Source organism: Caulobacter sp. Root1472 (assembly GCF_001426985.1).
Taxonomy (GTDB): Bacteria; Pseudomonadota; Alphaproteobacteria; order Caulobacterales; family Caulobacteraceae; genus Caulobacter; species Caulobacter rhizosphaerae.
Map to the genome: position 1 here is coordinate 1 of NZ_LMFX01000022.1, position 17774 is coordinate 17774.

The window sequence follows — 17774 nt, forward strand, 5'->3', positions numbered from 1 at the left end:
GAGCGCGCCTGAGCGGTCTGGACCCGATCCGCGATCTCCATACAGGCCAGCGGCGTGTGAACAGCCGCATCAACAGGCCGGACACACGGAAGCACCTGAACCGACAGCGTCAGAAATCTCGAAAAACCACTTGCTTCGACCGGGGCGTCCACACACGGACAATCGTTTCGGAGAAATCGCAGTGGTCTTCTTGCGCGGGACATCTCGCCGCGCATAACTCCGCCGCAACGAGATCATGGGAGTATGCGGCGTGAGCGACGGACAGGTTTTTCCGGTTCCCGACGACTGGGCGGGCAAGGCCCATATCGACGCCGCCGGCTACGAGGCCGCCGTGGCCCGGGTCGAGGCCGATCCCGAGGGCTACTGGCGCGACCTGGCCGGCCGGCTGGACTGGATCCAGGCGCCGACCAAGATCAAGGACGTCTCGTTCGCCAAGGACGACTTCCATATCCACTGGTACGCCGACGGCGTGCTGAACGCCTCGGCCAATTGCCTGGACCGGCACCTGCCGCACCGCAAGGACGACGTGGCTCTGGTCTTCGAGGGCGACGAGCCGGGCCATTCCTACACCGTGACCTATGGCGAGCTGCACGAGCAGGTCTGCCGGATGGCCAATGTCCTCAAGGACCTGGGGGCAAAAAAGGGCGACCGGGTCACCATCTACCTGCCGATGATCCCGCTGGCGGCCGTGGCCATGCTGGCCTGCGCGCGGATCGGCGCGATCCATTCGGTGGTGTTCGGCGGCTTCTCGCCGGACTCGATCGCCGGCCGCATCCAGGATTGCGAAAGCCGCCTGGTGATCACCGCAGACCAGGGCTGTCGGGGCGGCAAGCGCGTGCCGCTGAAGGCCAATGTCGACAAGGCGCTGGAGCAGTGCCCGCAGGTCGACAAGGTGCTGCTGATCCGGTGGACCGGCGCCGAGGTTCCCGTGGTCGAGGGCCGCGACGTGGTCTGGGACGAGGTCAAGGACGCCGTCTCGGCGACCTGCGCGCCCGAACCGATGAACGCCGAGGACCCGTTGTTCATCCTCTACACCTCCGGCTCGACGGGGAAGCCCAAGGGGGTGATGCACACCACCGGCGGCTACCTGGCCTGGGCCAGCTGGACTCACGAGGCGGTGTTCGACTATCGCCGCGGCGAGGTGTTCTGGTGCACCGCCGACGTCGGCTGGGTGACCGGTCACAGCTATGTCGTCTACGGCCCGCTGGCCAACGGCGGGACCAGCCTGATCTTCGAGGGCGTACCCAACTATCCGACTCCGGCCCGGTTCTGGGAGGTGGTCGACAAGCACAAGGTCGAGATCTTCTACACCGCCCCTACGGCCCTGCGCGCCCTGATGCGCGAGGGCGACGACCACGTGACCAAGAACGACCTGTCGTCCCTGCGCCTGCTGGGCAGCGTCGGCGAGCCGATCAATCCGGAAGCCTGGCTCTGGTACCACCGGGTGGTCGGCAAGGACCGCCTGCCGATCGTCGACACCTGGTGGCAGACCGAGACCGGCGGCATCCTGGTCTCGCCCCTGCCCGGCGCCACCGCCCTGAAGCCCGGCTCGGCCACCAAGCCCCTGCCCGGGATCAAGCTGCAGCTGGTCGACGCCGACGGCAAGGTCCTGGAGGGCGCCACCGAGGGCAACCTGCTGATCACCGACAGCTGGCCGGGCCAGATGCGCGGCGTCTACGGCGACCACGAGCGGTTCTTCGCCACCTACTTCTCGGCCTATCCGGGCAAGTACTTCACCGGCGACGGCTGCCGGCGCGACGAGGACGGCTATTACTGGATCACCGGCCGGGTCGACGACGTGATCAATGTCTCGGGCCACCGCCTGGGCACCGCCGAGATCGAAAGCGCCCTGGTCGCCCATGACACCGTCGCCGAGGCCGCCGTGGTCGGCTACCCGCACGACATCAAGGGCCAGGGCGTCTACGCCTATGTGACACTGAAGGCGGGGATCGAGGCGACCGACCAGCTGCGCAAGGACCTGATCCTCTGGGTGCGCCAGGAGATCGGCCCGTTCGCTGCGCCGGACGTCCTGCAATGGGCCCCCGGCCTTCCCAAGACCCGCTCGGGCAAGATCATGCGCCGCATCCTGCGCAAGATCGCCGAGAACGAACTGGGCAGCCTGGGCGACATCTCGACCCTGGCCGACCCCTCCGTGGTCGACGACCTAGTGAAGAATCGCGCAGGGGGCTGATGCGCCGCACACTGAAACTCGGCTAGGCTGGGCCCATGCGTGGCCGAGCCCTTGTCGTTGCGTTCGTGATGCTGGCGACCCCCGCGCTCGCCAGACCGCCAGAAGCCAACCCCGATTGGCTACGGCGGATCGAAAGCGGCGACGTCGCCCTGGAGGCCCACGCCGACCCTGGGGGCCGCGGCGGCCAGGTGCGGGCGATGATCGACATCGCCGCGCCGCCGCAGGTGGTCTGGACCACGATCCTCGACTGCGAACGAGCCGCGCGGATGACGCCCAGCGTCAAGCGGTGCACCGTGCTGTCGCGCGACGAAGCCGGCCGGGTGGAGCTGCGGGAACACGTGGTCAAGTGGAGCTTCCTGCTTCCGGCCCTGCACTCGACCTCGCGGCTGACCCTTGAGCCCTACCGGCGTATCGCCTTCCGTTGCGAAACCGGCGACATCAAGGATTGCGAGGGCCAGTGGCTGCTGGAGCCGCTGGACGGCGGACGAACCACCCGCGTCACCTACGAGAACCGCGCCACTGCGCCCTTCGGCCTGCCCAGCGGCGTGACCACCATGGCCATGCGCCGCGACGTCCCCGCCGCCCTGCGAGCCTTGCGCCGCGAAAGCGTGGCGGCGGCGCGATGAGCGGATCGCCCGACGGGCTTTGGCTCTTCGACGGGATCTGCAACCTGTGTTCGGGCTCGGTCCGAACGGTGATGGCCCTCGATCGCAAGGGCCTGATCCGCTTCACCCCGATCCAGTCGGCCTATGGACGACAATTGGCCCAGGACCATGGAATCGACCCGGACCAGCCGACCAGCTTCCTGTTCCTCGACTCCGGCCGAGCGCTGGAGAAGAGCGCGGCGGTCCTGGCGCTGCTGCGGCGGCTGGGCGCGCCCTGGTCGTGGCTGGCGGTGGTCGACGTCTTGCCGCGCGCGTGGCTGGACGGCGCCTATGATTGGCTGGCCGCCAACCGCTACCGACTGATGGGCAGACGCGCGACCTGCATGCTGCCGACGCCCGAGCAGCGGGCCCGCTTCATCCTCGATCCGCCGATTTCATGAGCGACGACCGCAAGCGCATCGTCCTGGTCGGCGCCAGCGGCGTTTTCGGACAGCGACTGGCGGCGATGATCGCCCGCTGGTCCGACGTCGTGCTGGTGCTGGCGGCCCGCGACCTCGTCCGCCTGGATGCAGTGGCGGCCGAGCTGGCCAAGACTGGGCCGGCCGCGACGATCGAGGTTGCCCAGCTCGATCGCCTGAATCCCGTCGGGCTATCCGCACTGGGGCCTGGGCGGTGGTCGACGCGGCCGGGCCGTTCCAGGGTCAGGACCACGCCTTTCCCCGCGCGGTGCTCGCGGCCCGAGCCCACTATGTCGACCTAGCCGACGCCCGCGACTTCGTGGCCGGCTTCGAGGCCGCGCTCGACGGCCAGGCCCGCGTCGACCAGCGCTGGGCGATCACCGGCGCCAGCTCGACCCCCGCCCTCAGCCATGCCGCCCTCGACGCCATGACCGCCGGCTGGACACGGATCGACCGAATCGAGGCGGCGATCTCGCCGGGGGCCCGCGCGCCGCGCGGCCTCTCGGTGATCCGCGCCATCCTGGGGTGGGCAGGCGCGCCAGTGCGGGTGTTCGAAAAGGGCCGGTGGACCATCCGATCCGGTTGGAGCGAACCGCGTCGCACGCCCTTCCCAGGTCTGGGGCGTCGCTGGACCAGCCTCGCCGAGACGCCGGACCTCGACCTGCTGCCCGCCCGCTTTCACCCCCGCCGCGACGCGATCTTCCGGGCCGGGCTGGAGCTTCCGATCCTCCACCTGGGCCTCTGGGCGCTGAGCCTGCTTCGGAGAAGCCGGCTGGCTTCGACCCTAGAGCCCCTGGCGGTGCTGCTGGGAGAGATGGCGGGCTGGGTCGCGCCGCTGGGCTCGGATCGCGGCGGCATGGTGGTGAGCGTGGAGGGGCGGGACGCCAATGGCGTGCGACGCCTGGCGCGCTGGAGTCTGGTCGCGGAGGCCGCCGCGGGCCCCCACACCCCGGTCGCCCCTGCGGCCGCCACGTTGCGCGCCCTGCTCGACGGCCGGCTGGGCGAGCCCCACGCCACGCCCTGCGTCGGTTTGGTCGACCTTGACGCGATCGTCCGCGAGTTGGACGACCTGCCGATCCGCACCCGGTTGGAAAGCCAGCGCCCAGAGATTCCTGGCCTGTTTCCCCGTCTGCTGGGCGACACCTGGGACACCCAGCCCAGCTCCGTTCGCCAAGTCCACGCCGGTGTCACCCCCGTCACCCTGAGGGGGAAGGCCCGCGCTCGCGGCGCGTCCGGCCTCCCCGCCCTGGTTCGGCGCCTGCAGGGCCTGCCGCCGACCGGCCGGCACGCGACGGCGGTGACGATCACGCCGACGGCGGACGGCGAACGCTGGGTCCGCCGCTTCGGCGTCCGCACCTTCGCCTCGTCCATCACCGCGGACCGACACGATCCATGGACGTTCGAGGAGACAGCCGGCGTCCTGACCTTCCGTTTTGGCGCCGCGCCCTATCCCGGCGGCTTCTCGTGGACTTTCGAAGGATGGCGTCTCGGCCCAATCCCTCTGCCCCGCGCCTGGGCGCCGCGCATTCGGGCCCGGACGTTCGCGCGGGACGGTCAGGACGGAACCGACATCTATCGCTTCCGCGTTCTGGTCGCCCATCCGTGGCTGGGCGTGATCTTCGGCTATGCTGGCCGGCTTTCATGACAAGACGGTAATCTTGGCGCCTTCGGCCCGGATGCTAGGGTCGCGCCCTCAAGCTTTCGGAGCGCCGTCCTCATGATCCGTCCCGCCGCCAAGGCCGCGCTCGTCGCGCTGGCCCTTTCGACCACCGCGCTTTCGCCGCTGATCGGTGCGGGATCGGCTCAAGCCCAGACGAAGCCGGCTCCAGCGGCGGCCGGCGTGGCGGTTCCGCCGATCGTCTACAAGGAGCGAACCCTGGCCAATGGTCTCAAGGTGTTCAGCTCGCGGGACGCCGCGACGCCCAACGTGACGGTGCAGGTCTGGTACGGGGTGGGCAGCAAGGATGACCCGGAGGGTCGCTCGGGCTTCGCGCATCTGTTCGAACACCTGATGTTCAAGTCGACGCGCAACATGCCGAACGAGTTCTTTGATCGGCTGACCGAGGACGTCGGCGGCTTCAACAACGCCTCCACCTACGACGACTTCACCAACTATTACGAGGTGGTGCCGGCCAACCACCTGCAGCGCCTGCTGTGGGCCGAGAGCGAGCGCCTGGGTTCGCTGGTCATCGATGACGCGGTGTTCAAGTCCGAACGCGACGTCGTCAAGGAAGAGCTGCGTCAGCGGGTCCTGGCCAATCCCTACGGCCGATTCTTCGCCCTGAACATCACAAAAGCCTCGTTCGCCGACCATCCTTACAAACGGCCGGGGATCGGCTCGATCGAGGAACTGGACGCCGCCACGGTCGACGACGTCCGCGCCTTCCACCAGGCCTATTACCGCCCCGACAACGCCGCCCTGATCGTGGTCGGCAATTTCGACGAGGCGCAGCTGAACGCTTGGGTCGATCAGTATTTCGGCCCGCTGAAGGCCCCCGCCACGCCGATCAAGCAGGTGACAACGGTCGAGCCGGCCCGCACCGGATCCAAGGTGGTCACCACCTACGGTCCGAACGTGCCCCTGCCGGCCGTGGCCATGACCTGGCTGGCCCCTGCCGCCGCCGATCCCGATGTTCCGGCCCTGGCGGTTCTTGACGCCATCCTGTCGGCCGGCAAGTCCTCGCGTCTCTATGACAGCCTGGTCTACGACCAGAAGATCGCCCAGCAGATCTTCTCGTCGGCGCCCGACAACGCCCAGCCCGGCCTGTTCTACGTCGGCGCTATCATGGCGGGCGGCAAGACCGTCGAACAGGGCGAGGCCTCGCTGAGCGCCCAGGTCGCCAAGCTGCGCACGGCCCCGCCCACCGTCGCCGAGCTGGCCGAGGCCAAGGCCGGCCTGCTGGCCGACGCCGTCCGCGGTCGCGAGACCATCGACGGCCGCGCCTTCGCGATCGGCTACGCCCTGCGGACCGAAGGCGACGCCCAGCGCGCCAACACCGACCTGGCCGCCCTGCAGGCGGTGACCGCCGCCGACGTCCAGCGCGTAGCGGCCAAGTACCTGGCCGACGACCGTAAGGTGACCATCCGCTATCTGCCCGAATCGACCAGACCGGCGGGCGCCAAGGACCCGTTCGAGGGGCCCAAGCCCACTCCGTCCGTCACCTACAGCGGCCCAGTCACCGCCCTGGCTCCGGCGGCCGAGCGCGTCGCTCCGCCCGCGCCGGGCGCGGCGGTGTCGCCCGTGCTTCCCTCGCCCGTGGAGAAGACGCTGGCCAACGGCCTGCGGGTCATCGTCGCCAAGAGCAGCGACCTGCCGCTGATCACCGCCGACCTGACCGTGCGCGGCGGTTCGGGCGCGGACCCCGCCGGCCTGGCAGGCGTCTCCAGCCTGACCGCCGAACTGCTGACCGAGGGCACCAAGACCCGCACCGCCACCCAGGTGGCCGCCGCCACCGAGGCGCTCGGCGCCAATCTGGAAGCCGGTTCCGGCTGGGAGGCCACCTCCCTGACCCTCAGCGTCATCGCCGACAAGGCCGCCCAAGGCCTGGCGATCATGGCCGACGTCGCCCAGAACCCGACCTTCAAGGCCGACGAGCTGGAACGCGTGAAGACCGAGACCCTGGACGGTCTGTCCGTCGGATTCCAGCAGCCGGGCTCGGTCGCCGGCTTCGTCGTACCGACCGTGATCTATGCGGGCTCGGGCTATGGCCACGTGGCGGGCGGTACGCCGGGTTCGCTGCCGAAGATTCAGCGCGACGCCCTGGTCAAGACGCACGCCACGAACTGGCGTCCGGACAACGCCATCCTGGTGCTGACCGGCGACCTGACGCCCGAGCAGGGCTTCGCCCTGGCGGAAAAGGCGTTCGGCGGCTGGGCCAAGCCGGCCGGCCCGCCGCCGGCTTCGGCCAAGGGCCCGATGGGCTACGCGGCCAGGAACGTGATCGTCGACCTGCCCGGCACCGGTCAGGCCGCGGTCGTGGTGACCAAGCCGGCGATCCTGCGCGCCGACCCGCGCTATTATGCGGGCCTCGTCACCAACGGCGTGCTGGGCGGCGGCTATTCCTCCCGCCTCAACCAGGAGATCCGCATCAAGCGCGGCCTGTCGTACGGCGCCAGTTCCAGCCTCACGCCGCGCGCGGCGATCGGCGGCTTTTCGGCCAGCGTCCAGACCAAGAACGAGTCCGCCGCCCAGGTGGTCGGGCTGATCAAGGACGAGTTGACCCGGCTGGCCGCCGAGCCGACCTCGGCCTCCGAATTGGCGGCGCGCAAGTCGGTGCTGGTCGGCGGCTTCGGGCGCGACCTGGGCACCTCGGGCGGCCTGGCCGATATCCTGGGCAACCTGGCGATCTATGGCGTCCCGCTGAACGAGATCCAGGCCTATACCAGCAAGGTCGAGGCGGTCAGCGCCGCCGACGTGCAAGCCTTCTCCAAGACCGTGCTCGATCCCGCCCAGACCAGCGTCATCGTGGTCGGCGACGCCAAGGCGATGGGCGAAGGGGTCAAGACCGCCGTCCCGGCCGCCCTGCAGATTCCGATCGACCAGCTCGACCTGGACAGTCCGACGCTGCGCAAGGGCAACTAGACGGACGCGCGCGGGTTGGGGGCATGCCATGAGCATGTCCCCGTCAGCTGCGTTCGGCCGCTGTATTTGAGTGGAGCGTTGAAATGTCCGAGCCGCCGCCCGCATCGCCGAGCGCCGCCCAACTCGCCTCCGCCTCCTATCGGCTGGCGGTGCTGGACCAGGACTTTCTGCTGGGCGAGTCGATGCGGGGCGTGCGGTTCCTGCTGGAGTTCGCCAAGGCCGACGAGGCTCTGCGGGCCTGGGGCGTACGCTCGACCATCGTGGTGTTCGGCAGCGCCCGCGTGCGCGAGGACGGTCCCGGACGGCAGCCTCACTGGTACGCCGAGGCCCGGCGCTTCGGCCGCATCGCCTCGGAGCGCGGCGGAGCGATCCACGCCACGGACGGGGTCCGCGACAACGTCATCGCCACCGGTGGCGGCCCTGGCGTGATGGAGGCGGCCAACCGCGGGGCCTGGGACGCCGGCGCGCCGTCGGTGGGCTTCAACATCACCCTGCCGCACGAGCAATGGCCCAATCCCTACGCCACGCCCGACCTGTCTTTCCGCTTCCACTACTTCGCCATGCGCAAGATGCACTTGGCGATGCGGGCCAACGCCCTGGTGGTGTTCCCCGGCGGCTTCGGCACCTTCGACGAGCTGTTCGAGATCCTGACCCTGCGTCAGACCGACAAGGCTCCGCGCATCCCCATCGTGCTGTTCGACGAGGCCTATTGGCGCTCGGTCGTGAATTTCGACAGCCTGGTCGAGCACGGCATGGTCAATCCCGCCGATCTGGAACTCTTCCGCTTCGCCGAGAGCGCCGAGACGGTGTGGTCCACCCTGCTGGCCTGCGGCCTCAAGCCCGGCGAGTCGATCGAACTGGAGCCTGAGCAGGCGCCGCCGACCGAGCCGGTCGCGCCATGAGCCTCGCCCAATGACAGAGGTCGACGTCGCCGTCATCGGAGCCGGGGCCGCTGGCCTGGCCGCGGCCGCCACCCTGGCCACCGCGCCGCTGAGCGTGGTGGTGCTGGAAGCCCAGGGCCGGATCGGCGGGCGGGCGCACACCGTCTCGCTGGCCAGCCTGCCGCTGGACCTCGGCTGCGAGTGGCTGCATTCGGCTGACCGCAACCCCCTGGTCACACCGATCGCCACCTCGGGCCTGACGATCGACAAGACCCCGCCGCCTTGGGCCAATCCGGAAACCACGATCAATTTCAGCGCCGCCGAGCGGGAGGCCTATGGCCGGGCGTTCGCGGCGTTCAACGAACGGGTCGAGGCGGCGGGCGGCGACGCGATCGACCGGCCCGCTTCGGATCTGATGGAGGCCGGCAACCGCTGGAACCCGCTGCTGAACGCCTTCAGCGCCTATTACAACGGCGCGGAATTCGACCAGGTCTCGGTCCGAGACTACGCCGCCTATGACGACAGCGAGGTCAACTGGCGGGTGGCCGAGGGCTATGGCGCGGCGATCGCCGGCCTAGCGCCGACAGGCGTCCGCATCGTCGGCGACTGTCCGGTCCGGCTGCTGCGCCATGACGGGCCCCGCTTGGCGCTGGAGACGCCCCGGGGCGTGGTCCAAGCCCGGGCAGCCATCGTCTGCGTGCCCACGGCCGTGCTGGCCGCCGGCGCCCTGCGGATCCTGCCCGAACTCCCCGCCAAGCTGGCCGCCGCCGAGGGCCTGCCGTTGGGCCTGGCCGACAAGGTGTTCCTCAAGCTCGACGAACCGGAGGCCTTCGCGGTAGAGGCGATGGTCTATGGCGCCGTCGACCGGGCGGCGACGGGCTCCTATCACCTGCGCCCGCTGGGTCGCCCGATCATCGAAGCCTTCTTCGGCGGGGCCCACGCCCGCGCCCTGGAGGCCGAGGGTCCCGGCGCAGCGGCGGCGTTCGCCATCGACGAGTTGGCGGGGATCTATGGAACCGGGCTTCGGCGGCGGGTCTCGGTACTGGCGCGAACCGCCTGGGCGGCCGATCCGTGGGCGCGGGGATCTTATTCCCACGCCCTGCCCGGCCGGGCCGGCGAGCGCGCCGTGCTGGCCACGCCCGTGGACGGCCGATTGTTCTTCGCCGGCGAAGCCTGTTCGCCCCATGCCTTCTCGACCGCGCATGGGGCCTGGGAGACGGGAGAGCTGGCGGCGCGCGAGGCGATGACGACCTTGGGAGTTTAAGCCCTCAAGCTCCGCTCAGCCGGTGAATGCCGGGATGAGCAGAAATAGGGTCAGGCCTTGGGCTTAGCCGGAGCCTTGGCCACGACCTTCGCTGCTGGCGCGACCGCAGCCTTGGGGGCCGCCGCCGGCTTGGCCAGCAGGTCGCGGATCTCGGTCAGCAGCTTTTCTTCCGGCGTGGGCGCGGACGGAGCCGGTTCGTCGGCGTCGGCGCGGCGGACTTGGTTGACCAGCTTGACCAGCAGGAACACCACCACGGCCACGATCAGGAACTGGATCACCGTGTTGATGAAGGCGCCGTACTGGACCGCCACCAACTCGACCGCCGGGGTCGCCGGGTCCTCGGGCTTAAGCACCCATTGCAGCTTGGAGAAGTCGAGCCCGCCCATAAGCAGGCCGATCGGCGGCATGATCACCTGGTCGACCAGGCTCTTGACGATCGAGTTGAAGGCCGCGCCGATAATGACGCCGACCGCCAGGTCGATGACGTTGCCGCGTGCGATGAACTCGCGGAATTCCTTGACGATGCTCATGCTGAACCTCTTCCGACTGGCGCGAAAGGCTGAGCGCGTTCGCCCCCGGCGGTCAAGTCTCGACCGGCCTACTCGTCGGCGTTCAGGCGACCGCGCAGTTCCTTGCCGCTCTTGAAGAACGGCACGTGCTTGGCCCGCACGTCGACGGTCTCGCCGGTGCGGGGATTGCGGCCGGCGCGAGCCGGACGCGAACGCACCGACAGGGCGCCGAAGCCCCGGAGCTCCACTCTTCCACCTTCTTCGAGCGAACCAATCATGCGCTCGAGAATGACGCCGACGACGCGCTCGACATCCTTCTGGGTCAGGTGCGGATTCTCGTTCGCGAGCCTGGCGATGAGTTCGGACTTGATCATCGATATCCCCGACGCGACTTGGCGGTCCTGGGGAGGCAGGACCCGACGCGCGTGCGACCTTTGCCCAAGCAAGCCTGAGTCTTCAAGGGGAAAGCTTGATATCGGCGTCGGGTTTGCGACCGGACCGGTTAACGGCGGCCCAAAAGAAAACGGCGGCCGGATCGCTCCGGCCGCCGCTCTTGGTCTTCGCAGTGAGGCGAAGGCTTAGTCCTTGGTGGCCCGCTCACGCAGGGCGGCGCCGAGGATGTCGCCCAGCGAAGCGCCGGAGTCCGACGAGCCGAACTGCTCGATGGCTTCCTTCTCTTCGGCCATTTCCAGCGACTTAATCGACATCGAGACGCGGCGAGCCGCCTTGTCGATGTTGGTGATCTGAGCGTCGACGCGGTCACCCACGGCGAAGCGCTCGGGGCGCTGTTCCTGACGGTCGCGCGACAGATCCGACTTGCGGATGAACGCGGTCATCAGGGCGTCGTCTTCACCGAAGCGCACTTCGATACCGCCGGTGGTGACTTCGGTCACGGTCACGGTGACCGTCTGGCCCTTGCGGTAGGTGTCGCCCGACATCGGATCGCCGCCCAGCTGCTTGATGCCCAGCGAGATGCGTTCCTTCTCGACGTCGACGTCCAGGACCTTGGCCTTGACGACGTCGCCCTTCTTGTAGCGAGCCATGGCTTCCTCGCCCGACGCGCTCCAGTCGATGTCCGACAGGTGGACCATGCCGTCGATGTCGTTGTCGAGGCCGATGAACAGACCGAATTCGGTCGCGTTCTTGACTTCGCCTTCGACGGTCGAGCCGACCGGGTGGGTTTCGAGGAACGAATCCCACGGATTGGCCAGGGCTTGCTTCAGGCCCAGCGAAACGCGGCGCTTGGACGGATCGACGTCCAGCACGACCACGTCGACTTCCTGCGAGGTCGACACGATCTTGCCGGGGTGGACGTTCTTCTTGGTCCACGACATTTCCGAGACGTGCACCAGGCCTTCGACACCGGCTTCCAGCTCCACGAAGGCGCCGTAATCGGTGATGTTGGTGATGCGGCCCGTGAACTTGGCGCCGACCGGGTACTTGGCTTCGACGCCGTCCCACGGATCCGACTGCAGCTGCTTCATGCCGAGGCTGATGCGCTGGGTGTCCGGGTTGATCTTGACGATCTGGACCTTCACGGTGTCGCCCACGGCGAGCACTTGGCTCGGGTGGTTGACGCGCTTCCAGCTCATGTCGGTGACGTGCAGCAGGCCGTCGATGCCGCCCAGGTCGACGAACGCACCGTAGTCGGTGATGTTCTTGACGACGCCTTCGCGGATTTCACCCTCTTGCAGCTGCGACACCAGTTCGGTGCGCTGCTCGGCGCGGGCTTCTTCCAGGATGGCGCGGCGCGAGACGACGATGTTGCCGCGCGGACGGTCCATCTTGAGGATGGCAAAGGGCTGTTCCTTGCCCATGAGCGGGCCGACGTCGCGCACCGGGCGGATATCGACCTGCGAGCCGGGCAGGAACGCCGAGGCGCCGCCCAGGTCGACGGTGAAGCCGCCCTTGACGCGACCGACGATGGCGCCGAGCACGGGTTCGTTCTTGGCGTAGACGCCTTCCAGACGGGTCCAGGCTTCTTCGCGCTTGGCCTTTTCGCGGCTGATGACCGCTTCGCCCAGGGCGTTTTCGAGGCGTTCCAGAAAGACTTCGACGGTGTCGCCGATCTTCACGGTGGCCTTGCCGGCTTCGTCGACGCCGAATTCCTTCAGCTGGACGCGGCCTTCGGTCTTCAGACCGACGTCGATGATCGCGAAGTCCTTCTCGATCCCAACGACCTTGCCTTTGACGACGGTGCCTTCAGCGAAGTCGCGGCCGCCCATGGAGTCGTTGAGGAGCGCTTCGAAATCGTCGCGCGTGGGGTTGAAGCTCATATCGTCAGCCATGCTGATCTTCGGTCTCTAGGTTGTGGGAAACCCTGCGATGAGCGCCGCCATGTGACGGTTCTCGGGATTCCGGTGATATGGATTTCTGATGCGGACCGCCGTGTCCTGAACGGCGGCGAGGCGGGCGGTGGATTAGCCCTTGGGGTTTCCCCACCGGGCGCGCGCCGTCTCGACGATGCGGCGGGCCGCATCGAAGGCCTGGGATATAGTCATTTCCGACGTATCAAGCAAGACGGCGTCGGAGGCCTGGGTCAGCGGGGCCGACGCGCGACCGCTGTCGCGCTCGTCGCGCTTGCGGATGTCGGCCAGGATTTCATCGAAGGCGACGCTTTCGCCCTGGCCCAGCAGCTGCTTCCAGCGGCGGTCGGCGCGGACCTCGGGACTGGCGGTGACGAACAGCTTGGCCTGGGCGTCGGGAGCGATCACCGTGCCGATGTCGCGACCGTCGATGACGCTGCCGGGCTCGCGCAAGGCGAAGTCGCGCTGCAGGTCGAACAGGGCGGCGCGCACCCCCGCATGCACGGCCACCCGACTGGCCGCCTCGCCAGCGGCGCGGGTGCGCACCTCGGCCTTTTCCAGTTCGGCCAGCGCCAGCCCCCGTGCGGCGGCCTCGGCGGCGACAGCGTCGTCCAGGTCGCCGCTGGAGTCCAGCAGGCGCACGCCAACCGCGCGATACAGCAGGCCGGTGTCGAGCATCGGATAACCGTAGAACTCGGCCAAGCGAGAGGCGATCGTGCCCTTGCCCGAGGCGGCGGGACCGTCGACGGCGATGACGAAGGCCACGATCAGGCCTCGACCAGATCGCCGCCCAGGCCGCGCATCATCTCGGCGAAGCCGGGGAAGCTGGTGGCGATCATGCCCGGCTCGTCGATCGACACCGGCGCCTGGGCGGCCAGGCCAAGGATCAGGTGGCTCATGGCGATCCGGTGGTCGCCATGGGTCTCGACCATGGCCCCGCCGCGCGGCGCCTGGCCCGTGCCGCGGACGATGAACCCCTCGGGCTCCTCCTCGACGTCGACGCCGCAGGCTTCCAGGCCGGCGGCGGTCAGGGCGATGCGGTCGCTCTCCTTGACCCGCATCTCGCCGACGCCGCGCATGATCGTCTCGCCCGTGGCGAAGGCGGCCGCGATCGCCAGGATCGGATATTCGTCGATCATCGCCGGCGCGCGCTCGGGCGGCACGACGACGCCCTTCATGCTCGGCGAGTAGCGGGCGGTGATATCGCCGACCTGCTCGCCGCTGCTCTCCCGAACATTCGCGATCGTCAGGTCCGCGCCCATCTCCTGCAGCGTCGTGAACAGGCCCGTGCGCAGGTCGTTGAGCATCACGCCCTCGACCGTCACCTCCGAGCCCGGCACGATCAGGCCGGCCACCAGCGGGAAGGCCGCCGACGACGGGTCGCCGGGCACGGAGACGTGAGTCCCGACCAGCTTCTGGCCCGCCGGCAAGCGGATATGACGCACGACATGGTCGCCGTGGGCGCGATCCTCGACGATCACCTCTGCCCCGAAGGCCCGCAGCATGCGCTCGGTGTGGTCGCGGGTGGCTTCCGGCTCGATCACCTCGACGCCGCCCTCGGCGTGCAGGCCGGCCAGCAGCACGGCGGACTTCACCTGGGCCGAGGCCATCGGCAGTTTGTAGGACAGGCCACGCAGATTGCCGCCCTTCAGGGTCAGCGGCAGGCGACCCTTGTCACGGCCCAGCCAGGTGGCGCCCATTCGGGCGAGCGGATCCAGCACTCGGCCCATCGGTCGGCCGCGCAGGGAGCTGTCGCCGGTGAAGGTGGCGCACAGCGCAAAGCCCGCCGCCGCGCCCATGATCAGCCGCACGCCGGTGCCGGCATTGCCGCAGTCGACCACGTCCGACGGCTCGGCGAAGCCGCCATGGCCCTCGATCCGCCAGCGGCCGACGCCCTCCTGCTCGACCCGCGCGCCGAAGGAACGCATGGCCTGGGCGGTCGCCAGCACGTCGGCGCCCTCCAGCAGGCCCTCGACCGTAGTGGTCCCCGAAGCCAGGGCGCCGAGGATCATCGAACGGTGGGAAATCGACTTGTCGCCGGGGGCCCGGACGGTTCCCCGCAAGGCCCCGCCGGGCGTGCTCTTCAGTCCAGCCGCCGTCATGCCGAAACCGGCTCCTTGGTCATGGTGGTTTTCGCGAGGGGATTGCTTTTGACAGCGGCCCTTCGTCATGGCAAGTGACCGGCCGCTTTTCCCATCTGGATCAAAGGGTCGCCGCCTTGGCCAATCCCGAATTGGGCGCAAAACAAATTTGCCCCAACTGCCAATCGAAATTCTACGACCTGGGCCGTCGCCCGGCCGTCTGTCCCAAGTGCGGGGAGACGTTTGATCCGGAAGAGGCGCTGAAGTCGCGCCGCGTCCGTGCTCGCGCCGTCACGCCGGACTACGACGCCGAGGACGAGAAGCCCGCCCCCGCTCCCAAGGAGGAGGATGGCTACGAGGACGAGGTCGACGAGACCCCGGAAATCGATGAGGCCGCCGAGGAGGTCGTCGAGCCCGACGACGACGACACCGATCCGACCGTCGCCCCGGCCCCGGCCGCCGACGACCTGGGCGTCGACTTCTCGGAAGACGAAGACCTGGCCGAGGACGAAGCCGACGACGTTCCGTTCCTCGAGGACGAAGACGACGAAGACGTCCTGGACGACGAGATCGAGGGCCTGCCGGGCGCGGACGACGACGACTAAAGCTCGTCCGCATCTCTCGGAAATTTTGCAGAACAATGGTTCGAAAATTTTTCCGAAAAAAGTTCGCCGGGAGGGTTGATCCAAAAATCCTCCCGGCATAGGTTCCGCGCCTCTTCGGGGGCCACCCACTCGGAACCGCTGGAGAGACTGAGGAATACCAACGCTTCCCATTGGGAAACTTGGGAAAACCTTGGGGCTATAGCTCAGCTGGTAGAGCGCTTGAATGGCATTCAAGAGGTCAGCGGTTCGACTCCGCTTAGCTCCACCAAGACGGCCGCTTCCCTAAAGGGAGCGGCCGTTTCCATGTCTGGCGTCCGGTTTCGGCGACGCCGCTCTCATACGCCCCATAGTGTCCGGGCCTCGTCGGCGACGACATCCGGATATTCCTCGGGCCAGAACAGCTTGGCCCTGGGCAGACGGCGCACGCCGCGCGAGTTCGGCAGTACACGGTCCAGATAATCCGGGCTTTCCTTGGCGAAGATGTCGTCGGCCATGCCCCAGACAATGCGCGTGGGCACCCTGCACCGGCGCAGGGCCGCCTCGATCCCGGCCAGGGGATTGGGGTCCAGGCCCAGGGCGTAGGCGTTGACCAGGGCCTTGCTGGCCGGGGCGGCGACCAGCGGGCCGAAATACATGGCGACCGCCGCGTCGGTGGGCTGGCTCGGGTCAGAGAAGCACATGCCGCCGAAACCTTGCGGCGAACGCGCCAGCATCGAGTCCTTGAACCAGGGAACCAGCCACTGGTCCGGATAGGTCCCCTCGCGGGCCAGGGCCAGGACCGGCTGCAGGGCCGGCGGCGGGCTGTCGGGCTCGACGTCGCAGTTGGTCAGCAGCAGGGTGCGCACCCGGTCCGGAAAACGGGTGACGAAGATCTGGGCCACCGCCCCGCCGCTGTCATTGGCGACCAGGTCGACCGAGGCGATCCCCAGCTTGTCGAGGAACGCGGCCAGCATGTCGGCCTGGTCGGACGGGGTCACGCCCTGGCCGGCCGCGACCCGGGTGAAGCCCAGGCCCATCGAATCCGGCGCGATGCAGCGACGCTGGCCGGACAGTCGGTCGAAGGCCCCGCGCCACTGGAAGCCGTTCAGCGGAAAGCCGTGCAGGAACAAGGCCACGGGGCCGGTCCCGCGCTCGACATAGGCGATGTCGCCGAACCGGGTGGCCTGATGGCGGCGCGACGCGTTCCAGGCGCGGGCGGCCCGCACGTCGTCCTCGGCCCGAGGCGACGCGCCTGCAGCAGGGGCCGCCTCGGCGGCCGCCCAGGCGGCAAGACCGGCGGCGGCGGTCAGGAACTGTCGTCTTTGCATCGTTCGATCCTCCGGGCGGGACGAAAGCCCCGATGACGGAGGACTAGGGCCGCTCGATCACCGACTCCATGACCTGGAAGGTTATGGCGATCATGTCCCGGGCGGTTAGTGTCGCGCCATGAATACGCTGACTTCGCCGCCGTCTAGCCCTGCGCCCGCCCTGGCCGCCCACCCTCTCGGCGACCTGCTGCGTCAATGGAGAAGCGCGCGCCGGATGAGCCAGATGGACCTGGCGCTGGAGGCCGGGATCTCGACCCGCCACCTCAGCTATGTCGAAACGGGGAAGGCCCGGCCCAGCCGCGAGCTGATCGCCTTGCTGGCGGGGGCGCTGGACATGCCCATGCGCGACCGCAACGCCCTGCTGGTCGTGGCCGGTTACGCGCCCGCCTATCGCGAAACCGCCCTGACGGATCCACAGATGGCCCTGATGCGGCGGGCCATTGCGTTCATCCTGGCCCAGCAGGAGCCCTATCCCGCCTTCGTGGTGAACCGGCGTTGGGACGTGCTGATGGCCAACCAAGGCCTGGGGCGGGTGTTCGGCTGGCTGCGCGACGGGGTCCAGCCGCACGGCAACATCATGCATCAGGTCTTCGACCCGGCCGACATGCGGCCCTTCGTCGAGAACTGGGAGGAGGTGGCCGGCGACCTGATCCGCCACCTGCATCACGAAGCCGCCACCGACCGGACGTCGCGCGCCCTGCTGGACGAGGTGCTGGCCTATCCGGACGTACCGGCCCGCTGGGAGCGACGCGAGCTGGGCGCCACGCCCCTGCCCCTGATGACCGTCACCTTCCGCAAAGGCGACCGACGCCTGACCTTCTTCTCGACCCTGACCACGTTCGGCACCTCGCGCGACATCACGCTGGAGGAGCTGAGGGTGGAGTGCATGTTCCCCGCCGACGACGAGACGGCGGCCTTTTGCAAGGCGTTGGCGGACCAAGACACCTAGGGTTCAACGCAACCTCTGGCGCCGAACTTGCTGCAT

The 17774-nt window shown here is 68.7% G+C and carries 15 protein-coding genes, 1 tRNA gene and 1 pseudogene; 11 read left to right on the forward strand and 6 right to left on the reverse strand.

Features of this window, described 5'->3' with window-relative positions:
• Positions 1-235: 235 nt before the first annotated feature.
• The 8 genes from acs (at position 236) to ASD47_RS14710 (ending at position 9981) form a co-directional block, all read left to right on the forward strand.
• Complete coding sequence (gene acs, locus ASD47_RS14675; RefSeq protein ID WP_056757936.1) at positions 236-2191, forward strand: acetate--CoA ligase; 1956 nt, start codon at positions 236-238, stop codon at positions 2189-2191.
• Between the two features lie 35 nt (positions 2192-2226).
• Positions 2227-2817 (forward strand): SRPBCC family protein, encoded by a 591-nt coding sequence (locus tag ASD47_RS14680; protein WP_056757940.1) that lies wholly within the window; start codon positions 2227-2229, stop codon positions 2815-2817.
• A complete protein-coding gene (locus ASD47_RS14685; protein WP_056757943.1) occupies positions 2814-3236 on the forward strand; it encodes a thiol-disulfide oxidoreductase DCC family protein in 423 nt (140 codons plus the stop codon). The genes ASD47_RS14680 and ASD47_RS14685 overlap by 4 nt, the downstream gene beginning before the upstream one ends.
• Positions 3233-3556, forward strand: coding sequence for a hypothetical protein (locus ASD47_RS27660; RefSeq protein WP_056757945.1), 324 nt, complete (start codon positions 3233-3235; stop codon positions 3554-3556). The genes ASD47_RS14685 and ASD47_RS27660 overlap by 4 nt, the downstream gene beginning before the upstream one ends.
• The gene (locus tag ASD47_RS14695; protein ID WP_235525890.1) at positions 3469-4899 is read left to right on the forward strand and encodes a DUF4166 domain-containing protein; all 1431 of its coding nucleotides are present in this window, start codon (positions 3469-3471) and stop codon (positions 4897-4899) included. Before ASD47_RS27660 ends, ASD47_RS14695 begins: the two co-directional genes overlap by 88 nt.
• A gap of 72 nt (positions 4900-4971) precedes the next feature.
• Entirely contained in the window at positions 4972-7836 is a 2865-nt protein-coding gene (locus ASD47_RS14700) for a pitrilysin family protein (RefSeq protein ID WP_056757951.1), read from the forward strand.
• Positions 7837-7919: 83 nt separating this feature from the next.
• Positions 7920-8738, forward strand: coding sequence for a TIGR00730 family Rossman fold protein (locus tag ASD47_RS14705; RefSeq protein WP_056757954.1), 819 nt, complete (start codon positions 7920-7922; stop codon positions 8736-8738).
• A 10-nt stretch (positions 8739-8748) separates the two neighbouring features.
• Positions 8749-9981: an NAD(P)/FAD-dependent oxidoreductase gene (locus ASD47_RS14710; protein ID WP_056757957.1), complete on the forward strand. Its 1233-nt coding sequence runs from the start codon at positions 8749-8751 to the stop codon at positions 9979-9981.
• Between the two features lie 128 nt (positions 9982-10109).
• Here the strand turns inward: ASD47_RS14710 and mscL are convergent.
• From mscL to aroA, 5 genes and pseudogenes are all read right to left on the reverse strand, one after another.
• Positions 10110-10511 (reverse strand): annotated as a pseudogene (mscL, locus tag ASD47_RS14715) (large-conductance mechanosensitive channel protein MscL); the annotation flags it as partial.
• Between the two features lie 68 nt (positions 10512-10579).
• On the reverse strand, positions 10580-10864 hold the full coding sequence (locus tag ASD47_RS14720) for an integration host factor subunit beta (protein WP_056757961.1): 285 nt from the start codon (positions 10862-10864) through the stop codon (positions 10580-10582).
• A gap of 204 nt (positions 10865-11068) precedes the next feature.
• Positions 11069-12778, reverse strand: a complete 1710-nt coding sequence (rpsA, locus tag ASD47_RS14725) for a 30S ribosomal protein S1 (RefSeq protein WP_056757963.1) — start codon at positions 12776-12778, stop codon at positions 11069-11071.
• 132 nt (positions 12779-12910) lie between these two features.
• Positions 12911-13561 carry a (d)CMP kinase gene (cmk, locus tag ASD47_RS14730; RefSeq protein WP_056757966.1) on the reverse strand — a complete coding sequence of 217 codons (651 nt, stop codon included), beginning with the start codon at positions 13559-13561 and terminating at the stop codon, positions 12911-12913.
• A 2-nt stretch (positions 13562-13563) separates the two neighbouring features.
• Entirely contained in the window at positions 13564-14898 is a 1335-nt protein-coding gene (gene aroA / locus ASD47_RS14735) for a 3-phosphoshikimate 1-carboxyvinyltransferase (RefSeq protein ID WP_056757969.1), read from the reverse strand.
• A 116-nt stretch (positions 14899-15014) separates the two neighbouring features.
• On the opposite strand from aroA, the gene ASD47_RS14740 reads away from it, so the two are divergent.
• Positions 15015-15482: a TIGR02300 family protein gene (locus ASD47_RS14740; protein WP_056758097.1), complete on the forward strand. Its 468-nt coding sequence runs from the start codon at positions 15015-15017 to the stop codon at positions 15480-15482.
• Between the two features lie 192 nt (positions 15483-15674).
• Positions 15675-15750, forward strand: a tRNA-Ala gene (locus tag ASD47_RS14745).
• Between the two features lie 67 nt (positions 15751-15817).
• On the opposite strand, the gene ASD47_RS14750 is transcribed toward ASD47_RS14745, so the two are convergent.
• Entirely contained in the window at positions 15818-16789 is a 972-nt protein-coding gene (locus ASD47_RS14750; RefSeq protein WP_056757972.1) for an alpha/beta fold hydrolase, read from the reverse strand.
• 118 nt (positions 16790-16907) lie between these two features.
• Here ASD47_RS14750 and ASD47_RS14755 point away from each other — a divergent pair, with 118 nt between their 5' ends.
• Positions 16908-17738 carry a helix-turn-helix domain-containing protein gene (locus tag ASD47_RS14755; RefSeq protein WP_056757975.1) on the forward strand — a complete coding sequence of 277 codons (831 nt, stop codon included), beginning with the start codon at positions 16908-16910 and terminating at the stop codon, positions 17736-17738.
• Positions 17739-17774: the final 36 nt, after the last annotated feature.